The 24,284-nt window shown below is 70.5% G+C and carries 21 protein-coding genes; 13 read left to right on the forward strand and 8 right to left on the reverse strand.

All coding sequences use genetic code 11. The annotated features are described in order from the left end of the window. Positions 1–53 precede the first annotated feature (53 nt). From eccB to ACIGEZ_RS30585, 4 genes are all read left to right on the forward strand, one after another. On the forward strand, positions 54–1,595 hold the full coding sequence (eccB, locus tag ACIGEZ_RS30570; RefSeq protein ID WP_399837469.1) for a type VII secretion protein EccB: 1,542 nt from the start codon (positions 54–56) through the stop codon (positions 1,593–1,595). A gap of 13 nt (positions 1,596–1,608) precedes the next feature. Beyond that, on the forward strand, positions 1,609–2,868 hold the full coding sequence (mycP, locus tag ACIGEZ_RS30575) for a type VII secretion-associated serine protease mycosin (protein WP_399837472.1): 1,260 nt from the start codon (positions 1,609–1,611) through the stop codon (positions 2,866–2,868). A 179-nt stretch (positions 2,869–3,047) separates the two neighbouring features. Then, a complete protein-coding gene (locus ACIGEZ_RS30580; RefSeq protein WP_399837475.1) occupies positions 3,048–3,389 on the forward strand; it encodes a WXG100 family type VII secretion target in 342 nt (113 codons plus the stop codon). A 65-nt stretch (positions 3,390–3,454) separates the two neighbouring features. Beyond that, the gene (locus ACIGEZ_RS30585) at positions 3,455–3,748 is read left to right on the forward strand and encodes a WXG100 family type VII secretion target (protein WP_399837478.1); all 294 of its coding nucleotides are present in this window, start codon (positions 3,455–3,457) and stop codon (positions 3,746–3,748) included. Positions 3,749–3,822: 74 nt separating this feature from the next. Here ACIGEZ_RS30585 and ACIGEZ_RS30590 read toward each other — a convergent pair whose 3' ends face one another. The 6 genes from ACIGEZ_RS30590 to eccCa form a co-directional block, all read right to left on the reverse strand. Next, positions 3,823–4,068 (reverse strand): DUF397 domain-containing protein, encoded by a 246-nt coding sequence (locus tag ACIGEZ_RS30590; RefSeq protein WP_361177472.1) that lies wholly within the window; start codon positions 4,066–4,068, stop codon positions 3,823–3,825. A gap of 65 nt (positions 4,069–4,133) precedes the next feature. After that, complete coding sequence (locus ACIGEZ_RS30595; RefSeq protein WP_399837481.1) at positions 4,134–5,126, reverse strand: type VII secretion system-associated protein; 993 nt, start codon at positions 5,124–5,126, stop codon at positions 4,134–4,136. Further along, positions 5,123–6,871: a putative T7SS-secreted protein gene (locus ACIGEZ_RS30600; RefSeq protein ID WP_399837484.1), complete on the reverse strand. Its 1,749-nt coding sequence runs from the start codon at positions 6,869–6,871 to the stop codon at positions 5,123–5,125. Before ACIGEZ_RS30600 ends, ACIGEZ_RS30595 begins: the two co-directional genes overlap by 4 nt. Beyond that, positions 6,871–7,500 (reverse strand): hypothetical protein, encoded by a 630-nt coding sequence (locus ACIGEZ_RS30605; RefSeq protein WP_399837487.1) that lies wholly within the window; start codon positions 7,498–7,500, stop codon positions 6,871–6,873. The genes ACIGEZ_RS30600 and ACIGEZ_RS30605 overlap by 1 nt, the downstream gene beginning before the upstream one ends. Continuing rightward, positions 7,497–8,072 carry a hypothetical protein gene (locus tag ACIGEZ_RS30610; RefSeq protein WP_399837489.1) on the reverse strand — a complete coding sequence of 192 codons (576 nt, stop codon included), beginning with the start codon at positions 8,070–8,072 and terminating at the stop codon, positions 7,497–7,499. Before ACIGEZ_RS30610 ends, ACIGEZ_RS30605 begins: the two co-directional genes overlap by 4 nt. 8 nt (positions 8,073–8,080) lie before the next feature. Then, positions 8,081–12,034: a type VII secretion protein EccCa gene (gene eccCa, locus ACIGEZ_RS30615; RefSeq protein ID WP_399837490.1), complete on the reverse strand. Its 3,954-nt coding sequence runs from the start codon at positions 12,032–12,034 to the stop codon at positions 8,081–8,083. Between the two features lie 182 nt (positions 12,035–12,216). Here eccCa and eccD point away from each other — a divergent pair, with 182 nt between their 5' ends. The 6 genes from eccD to ACIGEZ_RS30645 all read left to right on the forward strand — a co-directional run bounded on the left by eccD (position 12,217) and on the right by ACIGEZ_RS30645 (position 19,313). Further along, complete coding sequence (gene eccD, locus ACIGEZ_RS30620; RefSeq protein ID WP_399837493.1) at positions 12,217–13,692, forward strand: type VII secretion integral membrane protein EccD; 1,476 nt, start codon at positions 12,217–12,219, stop codon at positions 13,690–13,692. Between the two features lie 208 nt (positions 13,693–13,900). After that, positions 13,901–14,191: a 30S ribosomal protein S15 gene (rpsO, locus tag ACIGEZ_RS30625; RefSeq protein WP_132918941.1), complete on the forward strand. Its 291-nt coding sequence runs from the start codon at positions 13,901–13,903 to the stop codon at positions 14,189–14,191. 298 nt (positions 14,192–14,489) lie between these two features. Next, positions 14,490–16,712: a polyribonucleotide nucleotidyltransferase gene (locus ACIGEZ_RS30630; protein ID WP_399837496.1), complete on the forward strand. Its 2,223-nt coding sequence runs from the start codon at positions 14,490–14,492 to the stop codon at positions 16,710–16,712. After that, a complete protein-coding gene (locus ACIGEZ_RS30635; RefSeq protein ID WP_399837499.1) occupies positions 16,709–18,088 on the forward strand; it encodes a M16 family metallopeptidase in 1,380 nt (459 codons plus the stop codon). Before ACIGEZ_RS30630 ends, ACIGEZ_RS30635 begins: the two co-directional genes overlap by 4 nt. A gap of 26 nt (positions 18,089–18,114) precedes the next feature. After that, positions 18,115–18,867 (forward strand): 4-hydroxy-tetrahydrodipicolinate reductase, encoded by a 753-nt coding sequence (gene dapB / locus ACIGEZ_RS30640; RefSeq protein ID WP_399837502.1) that lies wholly within the window; start codon positions 18,115–18,117, stop codon positions 18,865–18,867. A gap of 5 nt (positions 18,868–18,872) precedes the next feature. Continuing rightward, positions 18,873–19,313, forward strand: coding sequence for a hypothetical protein (locus ACIGEZ_RS30645; protein WP_399837505.1), 441 nt, complete (start codon positions 18,873–18,875; stop codon positions 19,311–19,313). Between the two features lie 41 nt (positions 19,314–19,354). Here ACIGEZ_RS30645 and ACIGEZ_RS30650 read toward each other — a convergent pair whose 3' ends face one another. Then, positions 19,355–19,906, reverse strand: coding sequence for a hypothetical protein (locus ACIGEZ_RS30650; protein WP_399837507.1), 552 nt, complete (start codon positions 19,904–19,906; stop codon positions 19,355–19,357). Positions 19,907–19,958: 52 nt separating this feature from the next. Then, on the reverse strand, positions 19,959–20,198 hold the full coding sequence (locus ACIGEZ_RS30655; RefSeq protein WP_399837510.1) for a hypothetical protein: 240 nt from the start codon (positions 20,196–20,198) through the stop codon (positions 19,959–19,961). A 164-nt stretch (positions 20,199–20,362) separates the two neighbouring features. On the opposite strand from ACIGEZ_RS30655, the gene thyX reads away from it, so the two are divergent. From thyX to ACIGEZ_RS30670, 3 genes are all read left to right on the forward strand, one after another. After that, entirely contained in the window at positions 20,363–21,103 is a 741-nt protein-coding gene (gene thyX / locus ACIGEZ_RS30660) for an FAD-dependent thymidylate synthase (RefSeq protein WP_399837512.1), read from the forward strand. Positions 21,104–21,281: 178 nt separating this feature from the next. Then, positions 21,282–22,181 carry a 4-hydroxy-tetrahydrodipicolinate synthase gene (gene dapA, locus ACIGEZ_RS30665; RefSeq protein WP_399837515.1) on the forward strand — a complete coding sequence of 300 codons (900 nt, stop codon included), beginning with the start codon at positions 21,282–21,284 and terminating at the stop codon, positions 22,179–22,181. Positions 22,182–22,292: 111 nt separating this feature from the next. After that, a complete protein-coding gene (locus ACIGEZ_RS30670; RefSeq protein WP_399837518.1) occupies positions 22,293–23,978 on the forward strand; it encodes a ribonuclease J in 1,686 nt (561 codons plus the stop codon). Positions 23,979–24,284: the final 306 nt, after the last annotated feature.

Below are 24,284 nucleotides of genomic sequence, written 5' to 3' on the forward strand. Positions count from 1 at the left end.
CCATGCTCCCCGGACACCCGAGCGAAGACTGCGCCTGACGAAAATGGGGACTCATGGCATCACGGCGGGACGAGCTCAACGCGTACACCTTTGCGAAGAAGCGCACGGTCGCGCAATTCCTCCAACCCTCTCCCTCGGGTACGGAGGAGGGGGCGCCCAAGCCGCTGCGCGCGGTGATCCCCGGCATGATCATCGGCGCGCTCGTGCTCGCCGGCTTCGGCGCCTGGGGCATGTTCGACCCCAAGGCCCCCAAGGACTGGGACAAGCCCGGCACCAAGGTGATCGTCGGCAAGCAGTCGACCACCCGCTACGTGGTGCTCACCACCGGCAAGGGCAAGGACAAGAAGACCCTGCTCCACCCGGTGCTCAACCTGGCCTCCGCCCGGCTGCTGCTCAACCCCGACGACTTCAAGGTCATCCAGGTCGACGACGAGACGCTGGACGAGGGCAAGCCGCCGCGCGGCCCGATCCTCGGCATCCCGTACGCCCCCGACCGCCTCCCCGGCGCCGACGACGCGGGCACCGCCAAGCGCTGGGCCGTGTGCGAGCAGCCCGGCGGCGGCAACGGCGGCACCGTGCAGAAGGCCACCTTCCTCTTCGCCAAGCGCGACCTCGGCCGCACCGAGAACAGCAGCAAGCTGAAGCCCGGCCAGATCCTGTACGTGAAGGGCCAGAAGGACAGCGCCCAGTACCTGATCGACCACACGGGGACCAAGTACCGGGTCAACGAGCAGGCCAAGGGCCTGACCACGGCACTGTTCGGGATCAACAAGCAGCCGCAGCAGGTCACCGACGACTGGCTGGCCACCCTGCACACCGGCACCCCGGTCGACTTCCCGCAGATCCCCGGCACGGTCGGGGCCGACGCCCACGTCGACGGCGGCCTCACCCAGGCCCAGGACAAGGTCGGCATGGTGCTGCTCGCCCAGACCGGCTCCGGCCCCCAGCACTACGTCGTGCTGGAGGGCAAGGTGCAGCCCGTCTCCGCCTTCACCGCCTGGCTGCTCATCAACTCCCCGCAGACCAACCCCCTCGACATGGCCGGCCAGGCGCCCGCCGTCGACGCGGCCTCCCTCAGCCCGGACACCACCGCCTTCGCCGCCGACCGCCGCTGGCCGGAGCTGAAGTCCGGCCAGATCAACTCCATCGGCGTCCCCGGCGCCCGCGACACCCTCTGCTCGGTCCTCGAGCGGGTCGGTGAGAAGGGCGCCACGACCCTGTCGACCTGGGCCGGCACGAAGTACCCCGCCGACATCACGGCCGGCGGCACCAGCACGTACGTCACCCCCGGAACCGGACTGCTCTACACCCAGTTCCAGGGCAGCCAGTCCCAGCCCGACGGCTCGCTCTTCCTCGTCACCGACACCGGACTGCGCTACGCGGTCCAGGCCAACGGGGACAGCGACTCCGGCCGCTCGGACATCGGCACGGGGGACCAGAAGCCGACCGACGGACGCCCGGAACCTTCCGACGCGCAGAAGCGTCTGGGCTACGAGAAGGTCACCCCGGCGCTCGTTCCGCTGGAGTGGTCGGAGTTCCTGTCCAAGGGCCCGCGCCTCGACACCAACAGCGCGCGCCAGCCGCAGGGTTCGTGAGGGGGTGGCACGGGTGACGACGTACCGTACGGCGGCCCTGCTCGCCGCGACGACCCTCACGGCCCTGCTGACCGCCCCGCCCGCCGCGTACGCCGCGACCGCACCGCGCGACGGGGGCGTCGACGGCCTCGACGGCAGCGGCGAGTGCACCTTCCCGATGAAGAAGCAGATCGAGGGCATCCCCTGGGCGCTCCAGCGGGTGTTGCTCGACGAGCTGTGGCAGGACACCAAGGGCAAGGGCGTCCGGGTCGCCGTCATCGACACCGGGGTCGACGACGTCAACCCGCAGCTCAAGCCCGCGGTCGACGCCAAGGCGGGCAAGGACTACCTGAAGCCCGACAAGAACAACCCCGGAATCGGCGACGACCAGCGCGGCAAGACCGACGGCACGGTCGACGAGGTCGGCCACGGCACCAAGGTCGCCGGCATCATCGCCGCCCGCCCCCGCCAGGGCACCGGCTTCGTCGGGCTCGCGCCCGAGGCGACCATCATCCCGATCCGGCAGAACGACGAGAAGAACAGCGGCAAGTCCGACACGATGGCCCAGGCCATCGACTACGCGGTGTCCAAGGGTGCCCACGTCATCAACATCTCCCAGGACACCACCCAGCCCCTCGGGCCCGACTCCGCCATGGCCAAGGCCGTGGCCCGGGCCCTGAAGGCGAACGTGGTGGTCGTCGCCTCCGCGGGCAACGACGGCATGGACGGCAAACTCAAGAACACCTACCCCGCGGCCTTCCCCGGGGTGCTCGCAGTCGCCTCCTCCGACCGCAACAACGAACGCGCCGCCTTCTCCCAGTCCGGCACCTTCGTCGGGGTCGCCGCCCCCGGCGTGGACGTCGTCTCCACCGTCCCGGGCGGTGGCCAGTGCGTCGACAACGGGACCAGCTTCTCCGCTCCGTACGTCGCCGGCATCGCGGCCCTGCTGCGCGCCAAGCACAAGGACTGGACCCCGGCGCAGATCGCCACCAGGATCGAGCAGACCGCGATCCGTTCCGTCAACAGCCGTGACAATCACGTGGGTTGGGGAGTCGTCGATCCCGTAAGGGCACTCGCCGACGGACCCGAACCGCTGAGCACTCCCACACCGGACCCGGGCCCGCCGAAACCGCAGGCACCCGAACCGGCCCACATGGCGATGTCGGAGACTCCCCAGGAGCGCTCCGAACGGCTCGCCACCTACGCGTTGGGGATAGGTGCGGTGCTGGTGGCTGTCGTCGCCGGCAGCGCCGCCGTGATCCGCGACAGCCGTCGCAGGAGGCCGGCCCGATGAGCCAAGTATCCGGTGCGTCCTTTGCAGTTGGAACTGTCGTCCCCAATGGCTAGAGTGACGGTCGGGGGCACGCTAGTGCGACCCCGACACGGGGGCGGCATCAAGAGATACCCGTCCGCATCGCGATCGGAAGGCCCGACGGCCTGAACGTCGTGGCCACCGAAGGAAGAAGGGGCAAGATGTCGACTAACGACCTGAACGTAACCAGCTCCGAGCAAGTCAAGCTCGCCGGCCGGATCCAGGACTTCCACGACGAGCTCCAGGCTCGCATCACCTCGCTCAACGGCGTCGTGGACCGCATCCAGGCGGGCTGGCAGGGCGCTGCCAGCAAGGAGTACGACCGGGTTCAGACCGACCTGAACCAGCGTCTGCGCAACATGCGCGTCGAGCTCGTCAAGCTCGAAGAGGTCATGCGCATGAGCGCCGACGGCTTCACGCAGGAGGAGGAGGAGCGCATCCGGTCCTTCCGCAAGATGGACGACACCACGGCCGGCCAGAGCGCCATCCTGGGCATGGCCTGAGCCACGCCACACTCCACGCACTCAAAGTAGTCGTCTGCGTATCTCTCACTCCAGGAGCCACGAGCATGTCCACTGCGGTCAATTACGACACCGTGACCCAGGCGGCGGGTGACGTCCGCCTGACCTCCAAGCAGCTGCACCAGAAGCTGGAAGACCTCATGACCGAGGTCAACCGCGTCGCCAACAACTGGGACGGTGAGGCGAAGACCGCGTACCGCGAGAGCCAGGACCGCCTGACCAAGGACATGGCGGCCATGAACCAGGACCTGGCGCGTATCGCCCGTCTCCTCGACGAGTCGGTCGTCGGCTACCGCGACACCGACAAGGGCAACGCGGCGCGCTTCCGCATGATGATGTGAGACCTCGTCATCGACGCTGAGGGGGTGGCCCGTTCCCTACGGGCCACCCCCTCGCGCATGCCGTCGGCGCGCGGCTACTTCAGATCGAACTCGCCGTCGCGCGCCCCGAGGACGAACGCGTCCCACTCGGCCTTGGTGTAGCGGAGCACCGTCTCCTTGTCGAGCGAGGACCGCATCGCGACCCCGCCACCCGGCAGGTACGCGATCTCCACCCGCTCCTCGTCCGGACTGGTCCCCGGCGCCCCCTGCCACTCGACACCGGAGATGTCGAGGGCGTAGAGCTCTTCCTTCACGCGTTCCCTGTCCTGGGCGTCAGCCATCGGCGCGGTCCTTATCTGTGCTGAATCTGTGCTGATCAGTGCTGTGAACGAGCCTGCCGGCCACCCTACCGACCGGTCCGGGCGCGCACGTCGGAAACCGGAACCCGTACGGAGACGGGCCCGCCCGGGTTCACCTTGAGCACCAGATCCCCGGGCAGCAACTGCGCCAACTGCGCCCCGGTGACGGCCCGCAGCCCCGGCACCGTGGCCGGCGCGTGACTGGGATGCGTGAGCACCGGCACGAACCGCCCCTCGGCGTCCTCGTACAGGGCGACGTCCGCCGTCCCCTCGTCGGGCACGTACACGGTCGCCTCCGCCAGCGCGGCCGCCACCGCCTCCTCGGGCCCGTGCCCGGTCGCCGCGAGCTGCACGGCCGCGTCCACCGGGTCGGTGGGGCGCGGCAGGCCCAGACCGACCGGCGAGGGCCGGTAGTTCGGGTTCCGCTGGAAGGCGCCGGGGTTCCCGGCACCGTCCACCGGCCAGGCCCCCATCACCGCGAACGGCGGCACGTTGCCGTTCGGGTCGTACATCGGGTCGATCGAGTACAGCCAGGTGCCGGGCGCGTACGGGGGCGGCGGCAGCGGCGGATCCTGCGGACCCCGGGGCTGCGCGGGGGCCGGCGGCTGCTCCTGCGGCTTCTGCGGGGTCTTCAGGATGCGGTCGTACGCCGCGTCCTGGGCCTCGACCGTCAGGGCGTCCGCGACGGGAGCGTCCTCGAAGAGCCCCACCATCCGGTGCGGATCGACCGGCTCGCCCGGCACCAGGACGTAGGCCTGGTCGGTGCCGCTGCTCGCCAGCTTGCCGCTCTGCCGGACGTCCCCCCGCGCCCCGGCGATCGCGAGCAGCCAGCCCCGGGTCTCGAGACCCTTGCGCACGTCCCTCAGCGCGGTCCACAGGTCCCGCTCCAGGACGTGCACGGACCCCCAGGGACCGGCCGCCTCGACGCCGTACGGCCGAGCCGGTTCACCCGTCATCCACCAGCGCACGGCGCACCGCACCTGCTCGTCGCCGCGCACGGCGACGACGTCGTTCCTGCTGCCGAGCAGCCTCTCGCTCATTGGGTCCATCCAGGGGGCAGCAGCGGTGCGGGCGGCGGGGGAGGAGCCGCGCCCGACACGGCGGCGTGCGGGTTGTAGTTCGGGTTGTCGTGGTACACGCTCGTGCCGTCGGGCAGCTTCTCCCAGGCGCCCTTGATGTTCTCGCTGCGCACGCCGCCGGGGAACGCGATCTCCTGCTCGTGCCGGTACGGGTTGTCCAGGACCGACTTGTTGACGTCGACGCCGCCGGGGGCGTCGATGTCGTAGACGTACTGCTTGTGCCACGGCAGGTTCGGGTCGCGGGTGGTCCCCACGTACACCGACTGGTCGTTGTTCTTGACGTAGCCGTCGAGATCCGTGTTGTGGTTGTTCCACGGCTTGAAGCCGTCGCGGAAGATCTCGTCAGGACCGCGGGCGTCGTTGCGGTACAGCGGCTCGTTGGAGGTCCGCCACTCGATGTTGTCCGGCAGCTTCGACACGTCCACGGACCGGTCGGCCGCCGCCCCGAGCCGGTCGGGGATCGCCGGCGGGTGGGCCGGGGGATCCGGCACCCGCTGCGTCGGGATGTCGTCGGCCCCCTTGCGGACCGCGTTCTCCAGAGCCTCCTCGGCGCCCTCCTTGAGGGCGACCCGCGCACCGGTCCTGACCCCGCCGAAGCCCTTCGTGCCGATCAGTTCCGGAATCAGCCGGCCGAGGCCCTCGCTCGGGTCCCCCTTGAAGGAGTCGATGAGGGCGCCCGGGATGCGTTCCGGGTGGGCCGCGGTGGAGACCACGCCGGCCAGCGTCATGTTGACGTTCTGCATGTACTCGGCCGGGTGCGTCAGGTTGTACGGATCGAGCGGGTTGAGCCCGCGGACGAAGTTGAGCAGGCCCGCGGTGCCCTTGATCACGCCGCCCACCACATGGGTGAGCTCGACGTTGAGCGCCCCGTACCCGTCCATCGCCGTGGCCGCGAGGCGGTTCGTCGGCGGCGGCTCCTGCGGCGCGTGGGCCATCGCCGCGTCGACGGCCTTCTGGGCCGCCGAGCCCGCCTCGTCGCGCTGCCGACGGGCCTCGCTCAGCAGGTCCTGCGCGTGCTGCCGGTCCGCCTCGCCCGGGTCGGAGAAGTCGGCCGGCCGGGGGCCGGGGTCGCGGCCCTCGCGCTCGGCGGCCTTGTAGGCCTCGACGTCCCTCTTGTGCGCGGCGGCCGCCTTGTCGTGGGACTCCTTGCCGCGCTTGTAGAGGGCGATCGCCTCCTTGGCCTGCCCCTGCGCCCAGGTGACCGTCTCGGCGTACCGCGAGAGCGCGGCGGCCGCCGACTCGCAGGCGCCGGCCGCGTGCAGCCACTGGGTGGGCTGCATGCCCAGCTTGTCGCGGAAGGCGTCGCCCGTCTGGCCCTTCCACTGCGCGGAGTCCAGCCCGCGCAGGCCCTGCCCGACCCGGTCGAAGGCCGCGTGGAAGTCGGACAGGTGCTTCGCCGTCTCGCGGATGCGGTCGGGCTTGCCGTGGACGAGCTCGTTCGCCTCCTCGGTCTGGCCCAGCTGCTGCTCGCCGACCCGCGCGCCGAGCCCGGACGCGGTGTCGTCGCCCCAGTCGGTCACCTTGTCGGCGAGGCCCTCGGCGCCGACCCGGTCCAGGCCCTCACCGATGATGTCGGTGCCCTTGTCGATGCCGGTGCCGATGACCTTCTTGCCCGCGTCGATGCCGTCCTCGACGACTTCGAGTCCCTTGTCGACGAGGTGCTTGCCGCCGCTGACGAGGTCGCCGAGCCCTCCGAGGCTCACCATCAGCGCTCACCCTCCTGCTGCTTCCCGGGCCGCGGCCCGAGCGCCCCGGTGAGGCCCTCGTCGTACTCGTCGCGCAGCCCGGCGGCGTCGATGATCCCGTTCGTGGCGACCATGGGGGAGTCGGAGACGTCCCAGGCGGTGTTCTTCCACGCCTGGAGGCTGTTGTCGCGGGCCCGGTCGAAGGACTCCGAGCTGTAGTCGGCGTCCCGGATGTGCGTGAAGGTGTTGCTGGAGAGGACCTCTCCCCAGTCCTTCTTGGTGATCTCGTCCTCGGAGGCGTACGGATTGCCCATCCCCGCGTTCGTCAGGACCTTGAACGCGCCCCCGATGTACTGCTCCTGCTCGTGGAAGACGCCCGCGGACAGGCCGACGAGCTCCGCGTAGACGTTGCCCTTCTGTACGAGCGAGCGCACGCCCCACTCCCAGCGCTGGCAGTACGTCTTCAGCGTGCTGCTCAGCCCGTCGTGGCCGGTCTCCATACCCGTCAGCTGCAGGTCGGAGAAGCCGCGTCCCATGCTGGCCTCGCCGACCATGCCGAGCTCCTTGAGCTCGCCCAGGACTCCGGTGAGCCCCGTCGCGATCTGGTTCAGCGCCTCCTTCGAGGCGGCCAGATCCGGATCGTCCGTCATGACCTCTCACCCCCGTGTCCGCCGGCCCGGTTCTCGTCGGCGTCGAGCGCCGCCCGGTCCGGCACGATTCCCTTCACCGGCGGGAACATCGCCCCGCCGGGGCTGCCGGCGTCCAGCGCCACCCCGCAGGGGAAGCCGACCGCCGGCACCACCTCGTCGAGCAGCCGGGAGCCCAGCACCCTGCGGTACGGCCACTCCACCGACTCCTCGCCCCGCGACTCGGCGAACCGGGCCAGCGCGGCCTCGTCGCTGAAGGCACAGATCCAGCCCACGCCGCCGAAGTCCGCGGTCCACAGGCCGCCGGCCGAGTCCAGCGGCACCAGCGCGGCCCGCGAGCGGAAGTCCGCGAGCCGTTCGAGCACGGCCTCCCGGGCCTCCCACACGGCCTGCGCGGACATGTCGTCCACCGGCCCGGCGAAGCCCGGCCCGGCGTGACCCGGCCCGCTGTGGCCCTCCCCGGCGGCACTCAGCCCGGCGGAGCCCGGCCCCTGCGGCGCGGCCGCGCCCTTCACGACCCGCTCGGTCGCCTCGGCCCGTACCTCGCCCCACACCTCGTCGAATCCCGATCCCATGGCCGCCCTCACACCCGGTCCGGCAGCCAGCCCAGCTGCACCAGAGGTGTGCCGCGCTTGCGGGAGACGAAGGTGGCGCGGCCCGGAGGCATCGGCCTGGCGCGGACGCTGCCGAGGATGTCGCCCTCACCCGGGTCGCCGGAGAGGACCACGCCCTGGGCGCCGAGCTCCCTCGCCCGCTGCATGAACGGCTCGTACATCGCGCGCGAGGCGCCCGCCGCGTTGCGGGCCACGATGAAGCGGATGCCGACGTCGCGGGCGAACGGCAGGTTCTCCACCAGGACCTGAAGCGGGTTGCCCGAGTTGGTGGCGACCAGCTCGAAGTCGTCGATCAGGACGAAGAGCTGCGGGCCCGACCACCAGCTGCGGTCGCGCAACTGCTGCGGCGTGATGTCGGGCTTCGGGGCGCGCTTGGTCATCACCGTGTTGATGGCGTCCATGTGCATCTGCATGGCCGAGGCCATCGGCGCGTACTCGAGCAGGTGCGAGGGCGCCACCGCCTCCAGCATCGTGCGCCGGTAGTCGCCGACCACGATCCGGGCCTGCTCCGGGGTGTAGCGCTCGCACAGCTGCTTGGCGATCAGCCGCAGCAGCGCCGTCTTGCCGGACTCGCTCTCGCCGAAGACCAGGAGGAACGGGTCCGTCTCGAAGTCGATGAACACCGGCTCCAGGTTGGTCTCGTCGATGCCGATCGCGATGCCGTGCTGCGGGTACTCGAAGCCCTTCGGCAGCTGCTCCGCCGGCAGCCGGCGCGGCAGCAGCCGTACGGCCGGGGCCGGTGCGCCCGGCCAGGCGGCCTTCACGGCCTGCACGAAGGCGGCCGTGCCGTCCGAGAGGTCCGCCGCCGAGCTCGACCCGTCGATCCGCGGCAGAGCGCCCATGAAGTGCAGCTTCTCCGGCACCTGGCCGCGCCCGGGCACACCCGTCGGCACGTTCGCCGCGACCTTGCGGTCGAACTCCGAGTCCATGACGTCACCGAGCCGCAGCTCGAGACGCCCCAGCATCTGGTCCTTCAGCGCCGCCCGGACCTCCATGTAGCGGGCCGCGGTGATGACCACGTGGATGCCGTAGCCCAGACCGCGCGCCGCGATGTCCGAGACGACCGGCTCCAGCATGTCGTAGTCGTTGCGGAAGCCGCCCCAGCCGTCCACGACCAGGAACACGTCACCCCAGGCCTCGCCGGGCAGCTCGCCGGCCGCCCGCTTGCGCCGGTAGGTGGTGATGGAGTCGATGTTGTGCGAACGGAAGAACTCCTCCCGCCGGTTCAGCACCCCCATCACCTCGGCGACCGTACGCCGCACCCGCTCCGGGTCGAGACGCGAGGCCACCCCGCCCACGTGCGGCAGGTCGGCCAGCGCCGACATACCGCCACCACCGAAGTCCAGGCAGTAGAACTGCACCTCCGCCGGCGTGTGGGTCAGCGCGAACGACGAGACCAGCGTCCGCATCAGCGTCGACTTCCCGGACTGCGGACCGCCGACCACCATCATGTGGCCGGCCGCACCGGAGAAGTCCCGGTACAGCACCTCGCGCCGCTGCTCGAACGGCTTGTCGATGAGACCCAGCGGCACCGTGAGCCCGCCCGGGCGGGTGTACTCCGTCGCCGTGAGCCCCCGGTCCGCGGTCTGCGCGAGCCCCGGAAGGAGATGGTCGAGCGTCGGCGCCTGGTCGAGCGGCGGCAGCCACACCTGGTGGGCCGGGACGCCCTGCCCCTCCAGGCGGCGCACGATCACGTCGAGCACCGTGTCCGCGAGCGCGTCGTCGTCCTCGGCGCGCTGCGCCGTCAGATACGCCGGGTCCGGCGCCGCGTACACCACCGGCACCTGCGTCGCCGTGAACAGCGCAGGCCGCCGCTCGATCGGCAGCTGCCCGGCCTCCAGGCGCGGACCGCCCGTACGGTACGTGCCCGAGACGTACGCCGCCTTGAAGCGGGTCATCTCCTCCGTACCGAACTTCAGGTAGCCCGAACCCGGCACCGACGGCAGGTGGTACGCGTCCGGCACACCGATCGCCGTGCGCGACTCGGCCGCCGAGAAGGTCCGCAGACCGATCCGGTACGACAGGTAGGTGTCCAGACCGCGCAGCTTGCCCTCCTCGAGGCGCTGCGAGGCGAGCAGCAGGTGCACACCCAGCGAACGGCCGATGCGGCCGATCTGGATGAACATGTCGATGAAGTCCGGCTTGGCCGTCAGGAGTTCCGAGAACTCGTCGATGACCAGGACGAGCGAGGCCAGCGGCTCCAGCGGAGCGCCCGCCGCCCTCGCCTTCTCGTAGTCGTGGATGTTGGCGTAGTTGCCCGCCGAACGCAGCAGCTCCTGGCGCCGCTGGAGCTCACCGCGGATCGCGTCGCCCATGCGGTCGACCAGCGTCAGGTCGTCCGCCAGGTTGGTGATGACGGCCGCCACGTGCGGCATCTGCGACATGCCCGCGAAGGTCGCGCCGCCCTTGAAGTCCGCGAGGACGAAGTTCAGCGTCTCCGAGGAGTGCGTCACCGCCAGACCGAGCACCAGCGTGCGCAGCAGCTCCGACTTTCCGGAACCCGTCGCACCCACACACAGACCGTGCGGGCCCATGCCCTCCTGCGCGGCCTCCTTCAGGTCGAGCATGACCGGCTGGCCGTCCTCGCCGACACCGATCGGCACCCGCAGCCGCTCCGCGACCGACCGGGGCCGCCAGGTGCGGGCCACGTCCACCGAGGCCGCGTCGCCCAGGTTCAGCAGATCCGTGAAGTCCAGGTTGGCGAGCAGCGGCTCGTCGTCGTCCCCGCCGCCCATCCGCAGCGGGGCCAGCTGCCGGGCCAGCGCCTCCGCGGCCGGCAGCGACATCACGTCCGGCACGCCCTCGTAGGCGAAACCGCCGCCCGACTCCAGACGCAGCCGACCCGGCCGTACGACCACGGACAGCCCGCCGCGCGGCTCGTCGAGCTCACCGGAGACAACCTCGACGATGGTCACGCCCTGCAGGCCCTCGGCCGCCGCGAACAGCGAGTCCGGCGGCACCATCCCGCCGTCCAGGATCACGACCACGTGCGGCTGGTCCAGGACCGGCTGGTTGTCCCGGCTGAACCGCGGCCGGCCGTCCAGGCGCGAGCGGATCAGCTGCTCCAGCTCGCCCAGGTCGTCGCCGAACAGCCGCTTCGTACCGGCCCCGTCGACGCTGCCCGGCACCTGCGTGTGCGGCAGCCACTTCGTCCAGTCCCAGCGCTCCTGGGCACCGCGCGCCGCCACCACGGCCAGCATCAGGTCGTCGGGGGAGTGCAGGGTGACCAGTTGGGCCACCAGACCGCGCGCCGCGGACTGCGCCGACTCCGGGTCACCGGAGACCGTCACGTGGTAGAAGGCCCGCATCGAGACCGCCATCGGCAGCCCGTCCAACGTGCCGTGCACCGCCAGGAACTGCTGCATCGCACCCGCACACAGCGGCTCCAGCTCGTCCACCGGCGCCGTGTCCGGCGCCACCAGCGGAGTCGCCAACTGCTGTGCGCCGAGCCCCATCCGGGCCTGCGCGAAGTCGTGGTCGCCGACCCGCCGCTCCCAGACCCGCGAGCCCTCGGCGACCACCGACCACAACTGCTCGGGCGCCGGGTGCAGATACAGCTGCGCGTCGCGCTGCCTGCGCGCCGTGCGCCGTACCGTACGGCGCGTCTGGGCGAGGTATTTGAGGTAGTCCCGCCGGACATCGGCCATTTGCCCCTGCGTACCACGGCGGAATCTGACGAACTGGGCGATGGCCATGGCGACCGTCGACGCGAGCATCAGGATGCCCATGATCCGCATGATCGGAGAGGGCGTCATGAAGAAGAAGACCACGGACGAGCCCATGCCGAGCATCGGAAGGAGCTGCATCAACGCGGACTCCTGCTGCCCCCGCGGCAGTTCCGGCGGGGACTCCAGGACCAGTTCCTCACCGGGTACTTCCGGCGGAAGCGACCTCGGCGGTCGTTTGACGACGATCTGGCTCACCGGCGCATCAATCCCTCGTTACGGGCGGGCTCGTGGAGGGAGTTCCCGCACCGGCGCCCCGTCGGCCGGGTGCGATGCGAACTTCCCCCGTGAGTGCAGGATCCTACTTGCAGCCACCCTGGCCGGTCCCCGGTAGGGTGGCGCCGCACCGTGCGCAACCGCGAATCAGGGGGTCCAGAAACGTGAGTACGACCGCAGCGACCGGCTTCTGCCGAGTCACCGTCGTGGCGCCGGACAGTCGCATCGACGTCGCACTCCCCGAGGACATCGCCGTCGCCGACGTCTACCCGGAGATCCTGCGGCTCACCGGACAGACCCAGCCGGCCGGCGCCCCCACCGGCTACCACCTCGTACGCCGCGACGGCTCCGTCCTCGACGGCGCCCGCACGCTGGCCGCCCAGCAGGTCCTCGACGGCGAGGTGCTCTCGCTGCGCCCCTTCGCGCAGTCCCTGCCGCCCGCCGTCTTCGACGACGTCTCCGACGCCGTCGCCTCCGCCGTCACCCGCGACCGGCACCTGTGGAGCGACGACCTGCTGCGCGGCGCCGGCCTCGTCGGCGGCGTGCTGCTGCTCGTCCTCATGGGCTTCGTGCTCTGGTTCGCCGACCCGCTGCGCCACGACATGCACAGCCTGCCCGGCGTCATCGCGGGCGCGGCCGGCGTCCTGCTCACCGCCTTCGCCGGCGTCCGCGCCCGGGTGTACGGGGACCGGGCCACCGCCGTCGCCCTGGGCCTCGGCGCCCTGCCGCTGCTGCTCATCGCCGGCTCCGGCATCATCGCCGCCGACGCGGGGCAGGGCCCCGGCCGGCTCCAGTTCCTGCTGGGCTGCATCACCGTCCTGGTCGCCGCCGTCACCCTGGTCGCGCTCACCCCGAGCGGCGACGCCCCCTTCGTCGCCGCGACCTTCCTGGCCACCGTCGGCACCCTCGCCACCTTCGTGGCGGTCCTCACCGAGGCCTCGGCGACCGAGACCGCGGCCGTCTGCGTGCCGGTCGCCATCGGCCTGGTCGCGTTCCTGCCCGGCCTCTCGGCCCGCTTCGCCCGGCTGCCCATCGGCTACGCCTCCCCGCGCAGCGCCACCGAGGACGAGTTCCACGCCGACCCGCACCAGCCGGTCCAGGCGGAGGCCCAGCCCGTCGACGGCGAGCGCATCGCGCTGCAGGCCCGCCGCGGCCACGAGATGCTGCTCGGCCTGGTCGGCGGCTGCGCGGCCGTCGTCGTCGGCTCCTGCGCGGTCCTCGGCTTCGCCGGAAACGTGTGGGGACAGCTCCTCGCCCTGACCGCCGGCCTCGCGATGCTGCTGCGCGCCCGGCTCTTCCGCTACACCTCGCAGGTCGCCTGCGTCCTGGTCGCCGGCCTCGCCGCCATCGCGCTGCTCGTCCTCGGCCTCTCCCTGAACCCGCCGGTCGACCTGGTCAAGGACCTCGTGATGTACGGCGACCGCGGCGGCCTGGACATCCGTACGATCTGGCTGACCGCGGCCGTCGCGGCCGGCGCCGCCCTGGTCACCGCGATCGGCCTGATCATCCCCAGGAAGGGCCTCTCGCCGTTCTGGGGCCGACTGCTCGACCTCACCGAGGGCCTCGTCCTGCTCGCCCTGGTCCCGCTCTGCCTCGCGGTCCTGGATATCTTCATGGCGGCCCGGTCCCTGACCAGCTGACGTCGTCCTCACGAGCCACGGGTCACTCGAACGGCTCCACCGCCGAGCTGGTACGCTGTGTGACGGCCGTTTGTGTACGCGCTCCCGGAAGCCTTCGAAGCCTCGGGGAGCAGCGCTCATCGGACCTTCGCTCCCGAGTCACGGAAGCTTCCCCTGAGATCAAGACCAGGGGCACTCGTGGGCGCACGAACACCAAGAGGAGATCCGCGTGGCTCTCGACGCCGCTGTCAAGAAGCAGATCATGGCCGAGTTCGGCACCAAGGAGGGCGACACCGGCTCCCCCGAGGTCCAGGTCGCGATGCTGTCCCGCCGCATCTCGGACCTGACCGAGCACCTCAAGACCCACAAGCACGACCACCACTCCCGCCGTGGTCTGCTGATCCTGGTCGGCCAGCGCCGCCGCCTGCTGCAGTACCTGGCCAAGAAGGACATCCAGCGCTTCCGTGCCCTGGTCGACCGCCTCGGCATCCGCCGCGGTGCGGCCGGCGGCGCCAAGTAAGGACGCCGTGAAGGGAGCGGTTCCCACTTTCAGGGGGCCGCTCCCTTTGCTGTACGTGCGAAAGGTGCGCACCGGACCTTAGGCTGGTCGCACAACCGCACCGCACAATTGCACAGACGAAGAGCGAGGAGCCGCCTGCTCGCCGCCGCCGGTCCTCGGTAGTGGCCCCCGGGCAAGAGACCCGGGAGCTTCGATCGAAGACCGGCCCGCACCCAAGGCGCGCTTCTCCGCCTCCGTCGACACCGTCCCGGCCACACGGGCCGTGGACGCAAAGACGAACACGTAGGAGAAACCGCTAGTGGAGAACGAGACCCACTACGCCGAGGCCGTCATCGACAACGGCACCTTCGGCACCCGCACCATCCGCTTCGAGACGGGCCGCCTGGCCCGCCAGGCCGCCGGCTCCGCCGTCGCCTACCTCGACGACGACACCATGGTGCTGTCCGCGACCACCGCCTCGAAGAAGCCGAAGGACCAGCTCGACTTCTTCCCCCTGACGGTGGACGTCGAGGAGCGCATGTACTCGGCCGGAAAGATCCCCGGATCCTTCTTCCGCCGTGAGGGCCGCCCCTCCGAGGACGCGATCCTCACCTGCCGCCTGATCGACCGCCCGCTGCGCCCGTCCTTCAAGAAGGGCCTGCGCAACGAGATCCAGGTCGTCGCCACGGTCATGGCGCTCAACCCCGACCACCTGTACGACGTGATCGCGATCAACGCCGCGTCCGCGTCCACCCAGCTGGCCGGCCTGCCCTTCTCCGGCCCGATCGGCGGCGTCCGCGTCGCTCTGATCAAGGGCCAGTGGGTCGCGTTCCCGACGCACACCGAGCTCGAGGACGCCGTCTTCGACATGGTCGTCGCGGGCCGCGTCCTGGAGGACGGCGACGTCGCGATCATGATGGTCGAGGCCGAGGCCACCGAGAAGACCATCGCCCTCGTCAAGGGCGGCGCCGAGGCGCCGACCGAGGAGATCGTCGCCGCGGGCCTCGAGGCCGCGAAGCCGTTCATCAAGGTCCTCTGCAAGGCCCAGGCCGACCTGGCCGCCAAGGCCGCGAAGCCCGAGGGCGAGTTCCCGGTCTTCCTGGACTACGAGCAGGACGTCTACGCCGCCCTGGAGCAGGCCGTCCGCGGCGAGCTCGCGCAGGCGCTGACCATCGCGGGCAAGCAGGACCGCGAGGCCGAGCTCGACCGCGTCAAGGAGATCGCCGCCGAGAAGCTCCTCCCGGCCTTCGAGGGCCGCGAGAAGGAGATCTCCGCCGCCTACCGCAGCCTGACCAAGGCCCTGGTGCGCGAGCGCGTCATCAAGGACAAGGTCCGCATCGACGGCCGCGGGATCACGGACATCCGTACCCTCGCCGCCGAGGTCGAGGCCATCCCGCGCGTGCACGGCTCGGCGCTGTTCGAGCGTGGCGAGACCCAGATCCTGGGCGTCACCACCCTCAACATGCTCCGCATGGAGCAGCAGCTGGACACCCTCTCCCCGGTGACCCGCAAGCGCTACATGCACAACTACAACTTCCCGCCGTACTCCGTCGGTGAGACCGGCCGCGTCGGTTCGCCGAAGCGCCGCGAGATCGGCCACGGCGCGCTCGCCGAGCGCGCGATCGTGCCGGTCCTGCCGACCCGCGAGGAGTTCCCGTACGCGATCCGCCAGGTGTCCGAGGCCCTCGGCTCCAACGGTTCGACGTCCATGGGCTCGGTCTGCGCCTCCACCATGTCGCTGCTGAACGCTGGTGTGCCGCTGAAGGCCCCCGTCGCCGGTATCGCGATGGGCCTGATCTCCCAGGAGATCGACGGCGAGACGCACTACGTCGCCCTCACCGACATCCTCGGTGCGGAGGACGCCTTCGGCGACATGGACTTCAAGGTCGCCGGTACGAAGGAGTTCGTCACCGCCCTCCAGCTCGACACCAAGCTGGACGGCATCCCGGCCTCCGTCCTGGCCGCGGCCCTCAAGCAGGCCCGCGACGCCCGCCTCCACATCCTCGACGTGATGATGGAAGCGATCGACACGCCGGACGAGATGTCCCCCAACGCCCCGCGGATCATCACCGTGAAGATCCCCGTGGACAAGATCGGCGAGGTCATCGGCCCCAAGGGCAAGATGATCAACCAGATCCAGGAGGACACCGGCGCCGAGATCACGATCGAGGACGACGGCACCATCTACATCGGTGCCGCCGACGGCCCGGCGGCCGAGGCCGCCCGCGCCACGATCAACGGCATCGCCAACCCGACCATGCCGGAGGTCGGCGAGCGCTACCTGGGTACGGTCGTCAAGACCACCACCTTCGGTGCCTTCGTCTCCCTGCTCCCGGGCAAGGACGGCCTGCTGCACATCTCGCAGATCCGCAAGCTCGCCGGTGGCAAGCGCGTGGAGAACGTCGAGGACGTGCTGCCGGTCGGCGCCAAGGTCCAGGTCGAGATCGCCGAGATCGACCAGCGAGGCAAGCTGTCCCTGATCCCCGTGATCGCGGACGAGGACGCCGCTGCCGACGAGAACAAGGACGACGCCGCCAAGTGACGTCCCGCAGTCCCCGCGTGACGGCCCGCCCCTCTTCGGAGGGGCGGGCCGTCGCCCGTACCCAAACGCTTCTCCCCGGCAAGGACGGCATCGGCACGGTCCGCCGTACGACCCTCCCCGGCGGCCTCCGCATCGTCACCGAGACCCTGCCCTCGGTGCGCTCCGCCACCTTCGGCATCTGGGCGCACGTCGGCTCCCGGGACGAGACCCCGAGCCTGAACGGCGCCACCCACTACCTGGAGCACCTCCTCTTCAAGGGCACCCACAAGCGGTCCGCCCTCGACATCTCCGCCGCGATCGACGCGGTCGGCGGCGAGATGAACGCCTTCACGGCGAAGGAGTACACCTGCTACTACGCCCGGGTCCTCGACACCGACCTGCCGCTGGCGATCGACGTCGTCTGCGACATGCTCACCGGCTCGCTCATCCTCGACTCCGACGTGGACGCCGAACGCGGCGTCATCCTCGAGGAGATCGCGATGACCGAGGACGACCCCGGCGACGTGGTGCACGAGCTGTTCGCGCAGACCATGTTCGGCGACACCCCGCTGGGCCGCCCGGTCCTCGGCACCGTCGACACGATCAACGCGCTCACCCGGGGCCAGATCGCCCGCTTCTACAAGAAGCACTACGACCCGACCCACCTGGTCGTCGCGGCCGCCGGCAACGTCGACCACGCCACGGTCGTACGCCAGGTCCGCCGCGCCTTCGAGAAGGCCGGCGCCCTCAGCCGTACGGACGCGCTCCCGGTCGCCCCGCGCGACGGGCACCGCACCCTGCGCGCCGCGGGCCGTGTCGAGCTGCTGAACCGCAAGACCGAGCAGGCCCACGTGGTCCTCGGCATGCCGGGCCTGGCCCGCACCGACGAGCGCCGCTGGGCGCTCGGCGTGCTGAACACCGCGCTCGGCGGCGGCATGTCCTCCCGCCTCTTCCAGGAGGTCCGGGAGAAGCGCGGCCTCGCCTACAGCGTGTACTCGTACACGTCCGGCTTCGCCGACTGCGGCCTCTTCGGCGTGTACGCGGGCTGCCGCCCCAGCCAGATCCACGACGTGCTGCGGATCTGCCGGGACGAGCTCGACAAGGTCGCCTCCGACGGACTCACCGACGACGAGATCGCCCGCGCCATCGGCCAGCTCTCCGGCTCGACCGTCCTCGGTCTGGAGGACACCGGTGCGCTGATGAACCGCATCGGCAAGAGCGAGCTGTGCTGGGGCACCCAGATGTCGGTCGACGACATGCTGGCCCGGATCGCCGCCGTCACCCCCGACGACGTACGGGAAGTGGCCCGCGATGTACTGGAGCAGCGGCCCTCGCTCTCGGTGATCGGCCCGCTGAAGGACAAGCAGGCGGACCGCCTCCACCAAGCGGTCTCCTGACCCCGATCCGTAAGGAAGACGAAGCAATGAGCAAGCTGCGCGTGGCGGTCCTCGGAGCCCAGGGCCGCATCGGCTCCGAGGCGGTCAAGGCCGTCGGGGCCGCCGAGGACATGGAACTGGTCGCGGCCCTCGGCCGCGGCGACAAGCTGGAGTCCCTCGTCGAGTCGGACGCCCAGGTCGTCGTCGAGCTGACCACCCCCGCCTCGGTCATGGAGAACCTCGACTTCTGCGTGCGCCACGGCATCCACGCGGTCGTCGGGACCACCGGCTGGACCGAGGAGCGCCTCGCGCAGCTGCAGGGCTGGCTCGCCGCCTCCCCCCGGACCGGCGTGCTGATCGCCCCGAACTTCTCCATCGGCGCGGTCCTCACCATGAAGTTCGCGCAGATCGCGGCGCCGTACTTCGAGTCCGTCGAGGTCGTCGAGCTGCACCACCCGAACAAGGTGGACGCCCCCTCGGGCACCGCCACCCGCACCGCCCAGCTGATCGCCGCCGCCCGCGCGGAGGCCGGGCTCGGCGCCCAGCCGGACGCGACCGCGACCGCCCTGGACGGGGCGCGCGGCGCGGACGTGGACGGCGTCCCGGTCCACGCCGTACGCCTGCGGGGCCTGCTGGCCCACCAGGAGGTGCTGCTCGGCGGCGAGGGCGAGACCCTCACCGTGCGCCACGACTCGCTGCACCACTCCAGCTTCATGCCGGGCATCCTGCTCGGCGCCCGCCGCGTGGTCTCCGCCCCGGGCCTCACCTTCGGCCTTGAGCACTTCCTGGACCTGGGCTGACGGCCATGGGCGGAAAGATCACGTACGTCTTCCTCGCCACCGTCCTCGTCCTCGTCTTCGGCGTGGTGGGGATGGAGGGCGTGCTGCTCCTGCTGACCGGTGAGCCGGCCGCGATGGGCATGGGCGCGGTGGCGTTCCTGCTGCCGCTGGTCGGTGGTTGGTTCCTGTGGAAGAACACCCGCTTCGCGCGGCAGGCGAACCGGCTGGCCCGCGAGCTGGAGGCCGAGGGCGGACTGCCCGAGGACGAGCTGCGGCGCACGGCCGGCGGCCGGATCGACCGGGACTCGGCGGACGAGGTGTTCGCCCGCAGGAAGGCCGAGACGGAGGACACCCCGGACGACTGGCGCTGCTGGTTCCGGCTCGCGGTGGCCTACCACGACGCCCGCGACACTCCGAGGGCCCGCAAGGCGATGCAGCGGGCCATCACCCTCCACCAGGCGGCGTAGGGCCCCGGGGCCTGTCCGGCGGACTCGGGGCCGGACGGGCCCTAGTGAGCCTCGGCCGCGTACTCCGCGTTCCAGGCCTCGACCATGTCCGCGGCGCGGTCGAAGGCCTCGACGCGGGAGAGGAAGTCGGCGTTGTGGTCGGTGAGCAGCAGAGCCTGCTCACCGCCCTGCCGTACGAGGACGAGGGCCTGGCCCTGGACCGTACGGGGCAGTCCCAGCCAGCGCACCGGCTGCTGCGCGGTGCGCACGGCGGCCACCTGGCGCCACGGCGTGGTCCGCGTGGAGAAGAAGGACACCTGCCGCAGCCCGGCCCGGCTCACCCACACGCCCATGCGCAGCAGGCGCAAGGCGGCGAGGATGATCAGCGCGGCGAAGCCGAAGGTGAACCCGGCCCCGCCGGCCGAGCCGGCCGCCGCGATGATGACGGCGGCGAGCAGCACGAACGAGGCGGGCAGCAGCAGGAGCGCCGCCATCCCCACCCGCCACGGCCCGGGCCGGTACGGACGACGCCACTGGTCGTGGTCGTCGAACGGCAGCGCGATGTCTTCGTTCGCGTCGAAAGCACGGTCGGCCGTCAGAAAGGGCAGGGGCACGACAGGTCCTCACTCACAAGCACGTTCGGGGGCTGTGCCCGGTGAGGCTACCTCAGCGCGTGTCGGAAGCCTCCGACTGCTGCCGGTGACCGCTCGCGTCCCCCGACTGGAGCGACGGCATACCGAAGAGCAGCGACCCGACCAGGCCGGCCACGACGGTCAGTCCGATCAGCGTACGGCCCAGGATCTGGGAGGGCGTGAGGCGCTCCCGAGGCGGTGGAGTGACGTTACTGCGGAAGCGGTCGGACTCCGCGACGAACGCGAACGGGACGGCCTCTCGCCGGCGCAACATCAGGGTCACTCTCCTGGGACTCGGTGGTGCTCGTGGTGGTCACAGGTACAGACGATCGAACCTGCGCTTTGGTGCCGTTTTTTCATCAAAGCGGCCGAATCTCATCCTCCAGTAGGACGTCGTTAGAGTGGACGACTGCAACTGCCCGACTGGAAGGACTGCCGGTGACCGACACCCCCGCAGAGAGCGTCAAGATCGACATCCGGAGCGACGTCACCGTCGACCTGGTGAGGAGCGCGGCCACCGACTCCGACGTCCTCTGGGCGGCACGCGTGTCCACGGCGGGCGAGCAGTCCCTCGAAGAGCTGCAGAAGGACCCCGAGCGGTCCAAGGGCCTCATCAACTACCTGATGCGCGACCGCCACGGCAGCCCCTTCGAGCACAACTCGATGACCTTCTTCATCAGCGCCCCGATCTTCGTGTTCCGCGAGTTCATGCGACACCGGGTCGGCTGGTCGTACAACGAGGAGTCGGGCCGCTACAGGGAGCTCCAGCCCGTCTTCTACGTGCCGGACACCTCCCGCAAGCTGGTCCAGGAAGGCCGCCCGGGCAAGTACGTCTTCACCGAGGGCAGCCAGGAGCAGCACGAGCTGGTCAGCCGCACGATGGAGGACTCGTACCGCCAGGCGTACGCCACCTACCAGGAGATGCTGGCCGCCGGCGTCGCCCGCGAGGTCGCCCGTTCGGTCCTGCCGGTGGGTCTGTTCTCCTCGATGTACGCCACGTGCAACGCGCGCTCCCTGATGCACTTCCTCGGCCTGCGCACCCAGCACGAGCTCGCCGCGGTCCCGTCCTTCCCCCAGCGGGAGATCGAGATGGTGGGCGAGAAGATGGAAGAGCACTGGGCGCGGCTGATGCCGCTCACCCATGCGGCCTTCAACAAGAACGGCCGTGTGGCCCCATAGGGCACATAAGTACGAACTTCTCCCGCGAAGTGTCCGTATTGCGACGTTTCACGAAGTTCATCTAGGCTGATCAAACGGACCCGGCACTGCTTGAACCCCCGAGCAGGCAGTGCCGGGCTCCCTTTCACACGTCCCCCGAGGGGACCCCCGGCGCTGAGCAGCGAGTAGCGTGTTACCCATGGCTCCGATCTCCACTCCGCAGACCCCCTTCGGGAGGGTCCTCACCGCCATGGTCACGCCCTTCACGGCGGACGGCGCACTCGACCTCGACGGTGCCCAGCGACTCGCCGCCCACCTCGTGGACGCCGGCAACGACGGTCTGGTGGTCAACGGCACCACCGGCGAGTCCCCGACCACCACCGACGCGGAGAAATCGCAGCTCGTACGGGCCGTACTGGAGGCCGTGGGCGACCGAGCCCACGTCGTCGCCGGCATCGGCACCAACGACACCCACCACACGCTCGAGCTCGCCCGCGCAGCCGAGCGCGACGGCGCACACGGCCTGCTCGCCGTCACGCCGTACTACAACAAGCCCCCGCAGGAGGGCCTGTACCGGCACTTCTCGGCCATCGCCGACGCCACCGAGCTCCCGGTGATGCTCTACGACATCCCCGGCCGCAGCGGCGTCCCGATCGACACCGAGACGATCGTCCGCCTCGCCGAGCACCCCCGGATCGTGGCCAACAAGGACGCCAAGGGCGACCTCGGCCGCGCCAGCTGGGCCATCGCCCGAAGCGGCCTCGCCTGGTACTCCGGCGACGACATGCTCAACCTGCCGCTGCTCTCCGTGGGCGCCTGCGGCTTCGTCTCCGTCGTCAGCCACGTCGTCACCCCGGAACTCCGCGCCCTGCTCGAGGCCCACCTGGCCGGCGACGTCCAGAAGGCCACCGAGATCCACCAGCGGCTGCTTCCCGTCTTCACGGGCATGTTCCGCACCCAGGGCGTCATCACCACCAAGGCCGCCCTCGCCCTCCAGGGCCTCCCGGCCGGCCCCCTGCGCCTGCCGCTCGTGGAGCTCTCCGACGAGGAGACCGCCACGCTGAAGCTCGACCTCGCCGCCGGCGGGGTACAGCTCTGATCATCCGACTTCACAACTGAACAGCCGTAACTGAAAACAACAGCAAGTGCACGAATGTCATGCGCGCCACGTGCCCGAGCCGGTACGTGGCGCGTGTGGTGAGGAGAGACTTTGAGCCATCCGCATCCCGAACTCGGCGCCCCGCCGAAGCTGCCCAAGGGCGGCCTGCGCGTCACCCCGCTCGGCGGGCTCGGCGAAATCGGCCGGAACATGACGGTCTTCGAATTCGACGGCCGTCTTCTGATCGTCGACTGCGGCGTCCTCTTCCCCGAAGAGGAGCAGCCGGGCGTCGATCTGATCCTGCCCGACTTCACGACCCTCCAGGACCGCCTCGACGACATCGAGGGCATCGTCCTGACCCACGGCCACGAGGACCACATCGGTGGCGTGCCGTACCTGCTCCGGCTCAAGCCGGACATCCCGCTCATCGGCTCCAAGCTCACCCTCGCGCTCATCGAGGCCAAGCTCCAGGAGCACCGCATCCGTCCCTACACCCTCGAGGTGGCCGAGGGGCACCGCGAGCGGCTCGGCCCGTTCGACTGCGAGTTCATCGCGGTCAACCACTCCATCCCCGACGCCCTGGCGGTCGCCATCCGCACCCCCGCGGGCATGGTCGTCCACACCGGCGACTTCAAGATGGACCAGCTGCCGCTGGACAACCGCCTCACCGACCTGCACGCGTTCGCGCGGCTGAGCGAGGAGGGCATCGACCTCCTCCTCACCGACTCCACGAACGCCGAGGTCCCGGGCTTCACTCCGCACGAGCGGGACATCTCCAACGTCCTGCGCAACGTGTTCGCGAACGCCCAGAAGCGCATCATCGTGGCCAGCTTCGCCAGCCACGTGCACCGCATCCAGCAGATCCTGGACGCCGCCCACGAGTACGGCCGCAGGGTCGCCTTCGTCGGCCGCTCCATGGTCCGCAACATGGGCATCGCCCGCGACCTCGGCTACCTGCGGGTCCCGGCCGGCCTGGTGGTGGACGTGAAGACCCTCGACGACCTCCCTGACGACGAGGTCGTGCTGGTCTGCACCGGTTCCCAGGGCGAGCCCATGGCCGCCCTGTCCCGGATGGCCAACCGCGACCACCAGATCCGGATCGTCCCCGGCGACACCGTGATCCTGGCGTCCTCGCTCATCCCGGGCAACGAGAACGCGGTCTACCGCGTGATCAACGGCCTGACCCGCTGGGGCGCCAACGTCGTCCACAAGGGCAACGCCAAGGTTCACGTCTCGGGCCACGCCTCGGCCGGCGAGCTGCTGTACTTCTACAACATCTGCAAGCCGAAGAACCTCATGCCGGTGCACGGCGAATGGCGCCACCTGCGTGCCAACGCCGAGCTCGGCGCGATGACGGGCGTCCCCAAGGACCACATCGTCATCGCCGAGGACGGCGTCGTCGTCGACCTGGTCGACGGCCGCGCCCGCATCACCGGCAAGGTCCAGGCGGGCTACGTGTACGTCGACGGCCTCTCGGTCGGCGACGTCACCGAGGCCTCCCTCAAGGACCGCCGCATCCTCGGCGAGGAGGGCATCATCTCGGTCTTCGTGGTCGTGGACTCCACGTCCGGCAAGATCGTGGGCGGCCCGAACGTCCACGCCCGCGGCTCCGGCATCGAGGACTCCGCCTTCGACGCGGTGCTCCCGAAGATCGACCAGGCCCTGAACAAGTCCGCTCAGGACGGCGTGATCGAGCCGCACCAGGTTCAGCAGCTGATCCGCCGCACGGTCGGCAAGTGGGTCTCGGACACCTACCGCCGCCGCCCGATGATCCTCCCGGTGGTCGTGGAGGTCTGACGGACCGGCACCAACCAGGAGCGGGGCGCCTCGATTTGCATCGAGGCGCCCCGCTCCAGTACGTTTACGGCTCCGCCAGAACGGGAACCCCCGAGCGCCGCAGTGCGCCGGTAAGGGAGACCGGGAGGCGGGAAAACAGACTCAGAACTTCTGATAAAGTCTGAACCGCCGGAAGGGCCCGAAAGCGAAAGCGAAAAGGGACCGGAAAGCACCGAGGAAATCGGATCGGAAAGATCTGATAGAGTCGGAAACGAAGGAAGCGCCCGGAGGAAAGCCCGCGAGGGTGAGTACAAAGGAAGCGTCCGC

Source organism: Streptomyces sp. NPDC085481, assembly GCF_044541845.1.
Lineage (GTDB): Bacteria > Actinomycetota > Actinomycetes > Streptomycetales > Streptomycetaceae > Streptomyces.

What these genes read in the sequence shown, in the direction of transcription:
- eccB (WP_399837469.1), top strand. Translation starts at nt 54, where the DNA reads ATGGCATCACGGCGGGACGAGCTCAACGCGTACACCTTTGCGAAGAAG.
- ACIGEZ_RS30580 (WP_399837475.1), top strand. Translation starts at nt 3,048, where the DNA reads ATGTCGACTAACGACCTGAACGTAACCAGCTCCGAGCAAGTCAAGCTC.
- ACIGEZ_RS30585 (WP_399837478.1), top strand. Translation starts at nt 3,455, where the DNA reads ATGTCCACTGCGGTCAATTACGACACCGTGACCCAGGCGGCGGGTGAC.
- ACIGEZ_RS30590 (WP_361177472.1), bottom strand. Translation starts at nt 4,068, where the DNA reads ATGGCTGACGCCCAGGACAGGGAACGCGTGAAGGAAGAGCTCTACGCC.
- ACIGEZ_RS30595 (WP_399837481.1), bottom strand. Translation starts at nt 5,126, where the DNA reads ATGAGCGAGAGGCTGCTCGGCAGCAGGAACGACGTCGTCGCCGTGCGC.
- ACIGEZ_RS30600 (WP_399837484.1), bottom strand. Translation starts at nt 6,871, where the DNA reads ATGGTGAGCCTCGGAGGGCTCGGCGACCTCGTCAGCGGCGGCAAGCAC.
- ACIGEZ_RS30605 (WP_399837487.1), bottom strand. Translation starts at nt 7,500, where the DNA reads ATGACGGACGATCCGGATCTGGCCGCCTCGAAGGAGGCGCTGAACCAG.
- ACIGEZ_RS30610 (WP_399837489.1), bottom strand. Translation starts at nt 8,072, where the DNA reads ATGGGATCGGGATTCGACGAGGTGTGGGGCGAGGTACGGGCCGAGGCG.
- dapB (WP_399837502.1), top strand. Translation starts at nt 18,115, where the DNA reads ATGAGCAAGCTGCGCGTGGCGGTCCTCGGAGCCCAGGGCCGCATCGGC.
- ACIGEZ_RS30645 (WP_399837505.1), top strand. Translation starts at nt 18,873, where the DNA reads ATGGGCGGAAAGATCACGTACGTCTTCCTCGCCACCGTCCTCGTCCTC.
- ACIGEZ_RS30655 (WP_399837510.1), bottom strand. Translation starts at nt 20,198, where the DNA reads ATGTTGCGCCGGCGAGAGGCCGTCCCGTTCGCGTTCGTCGCGGAGTCC.
- dapA (WP_399837515.1), top strand. Translation starts at nt 21,282, where the DNA reads ATGGCTCCGATCTCCACTCCGCAGACCCCCTTCGGGAGGGTCCTCACC.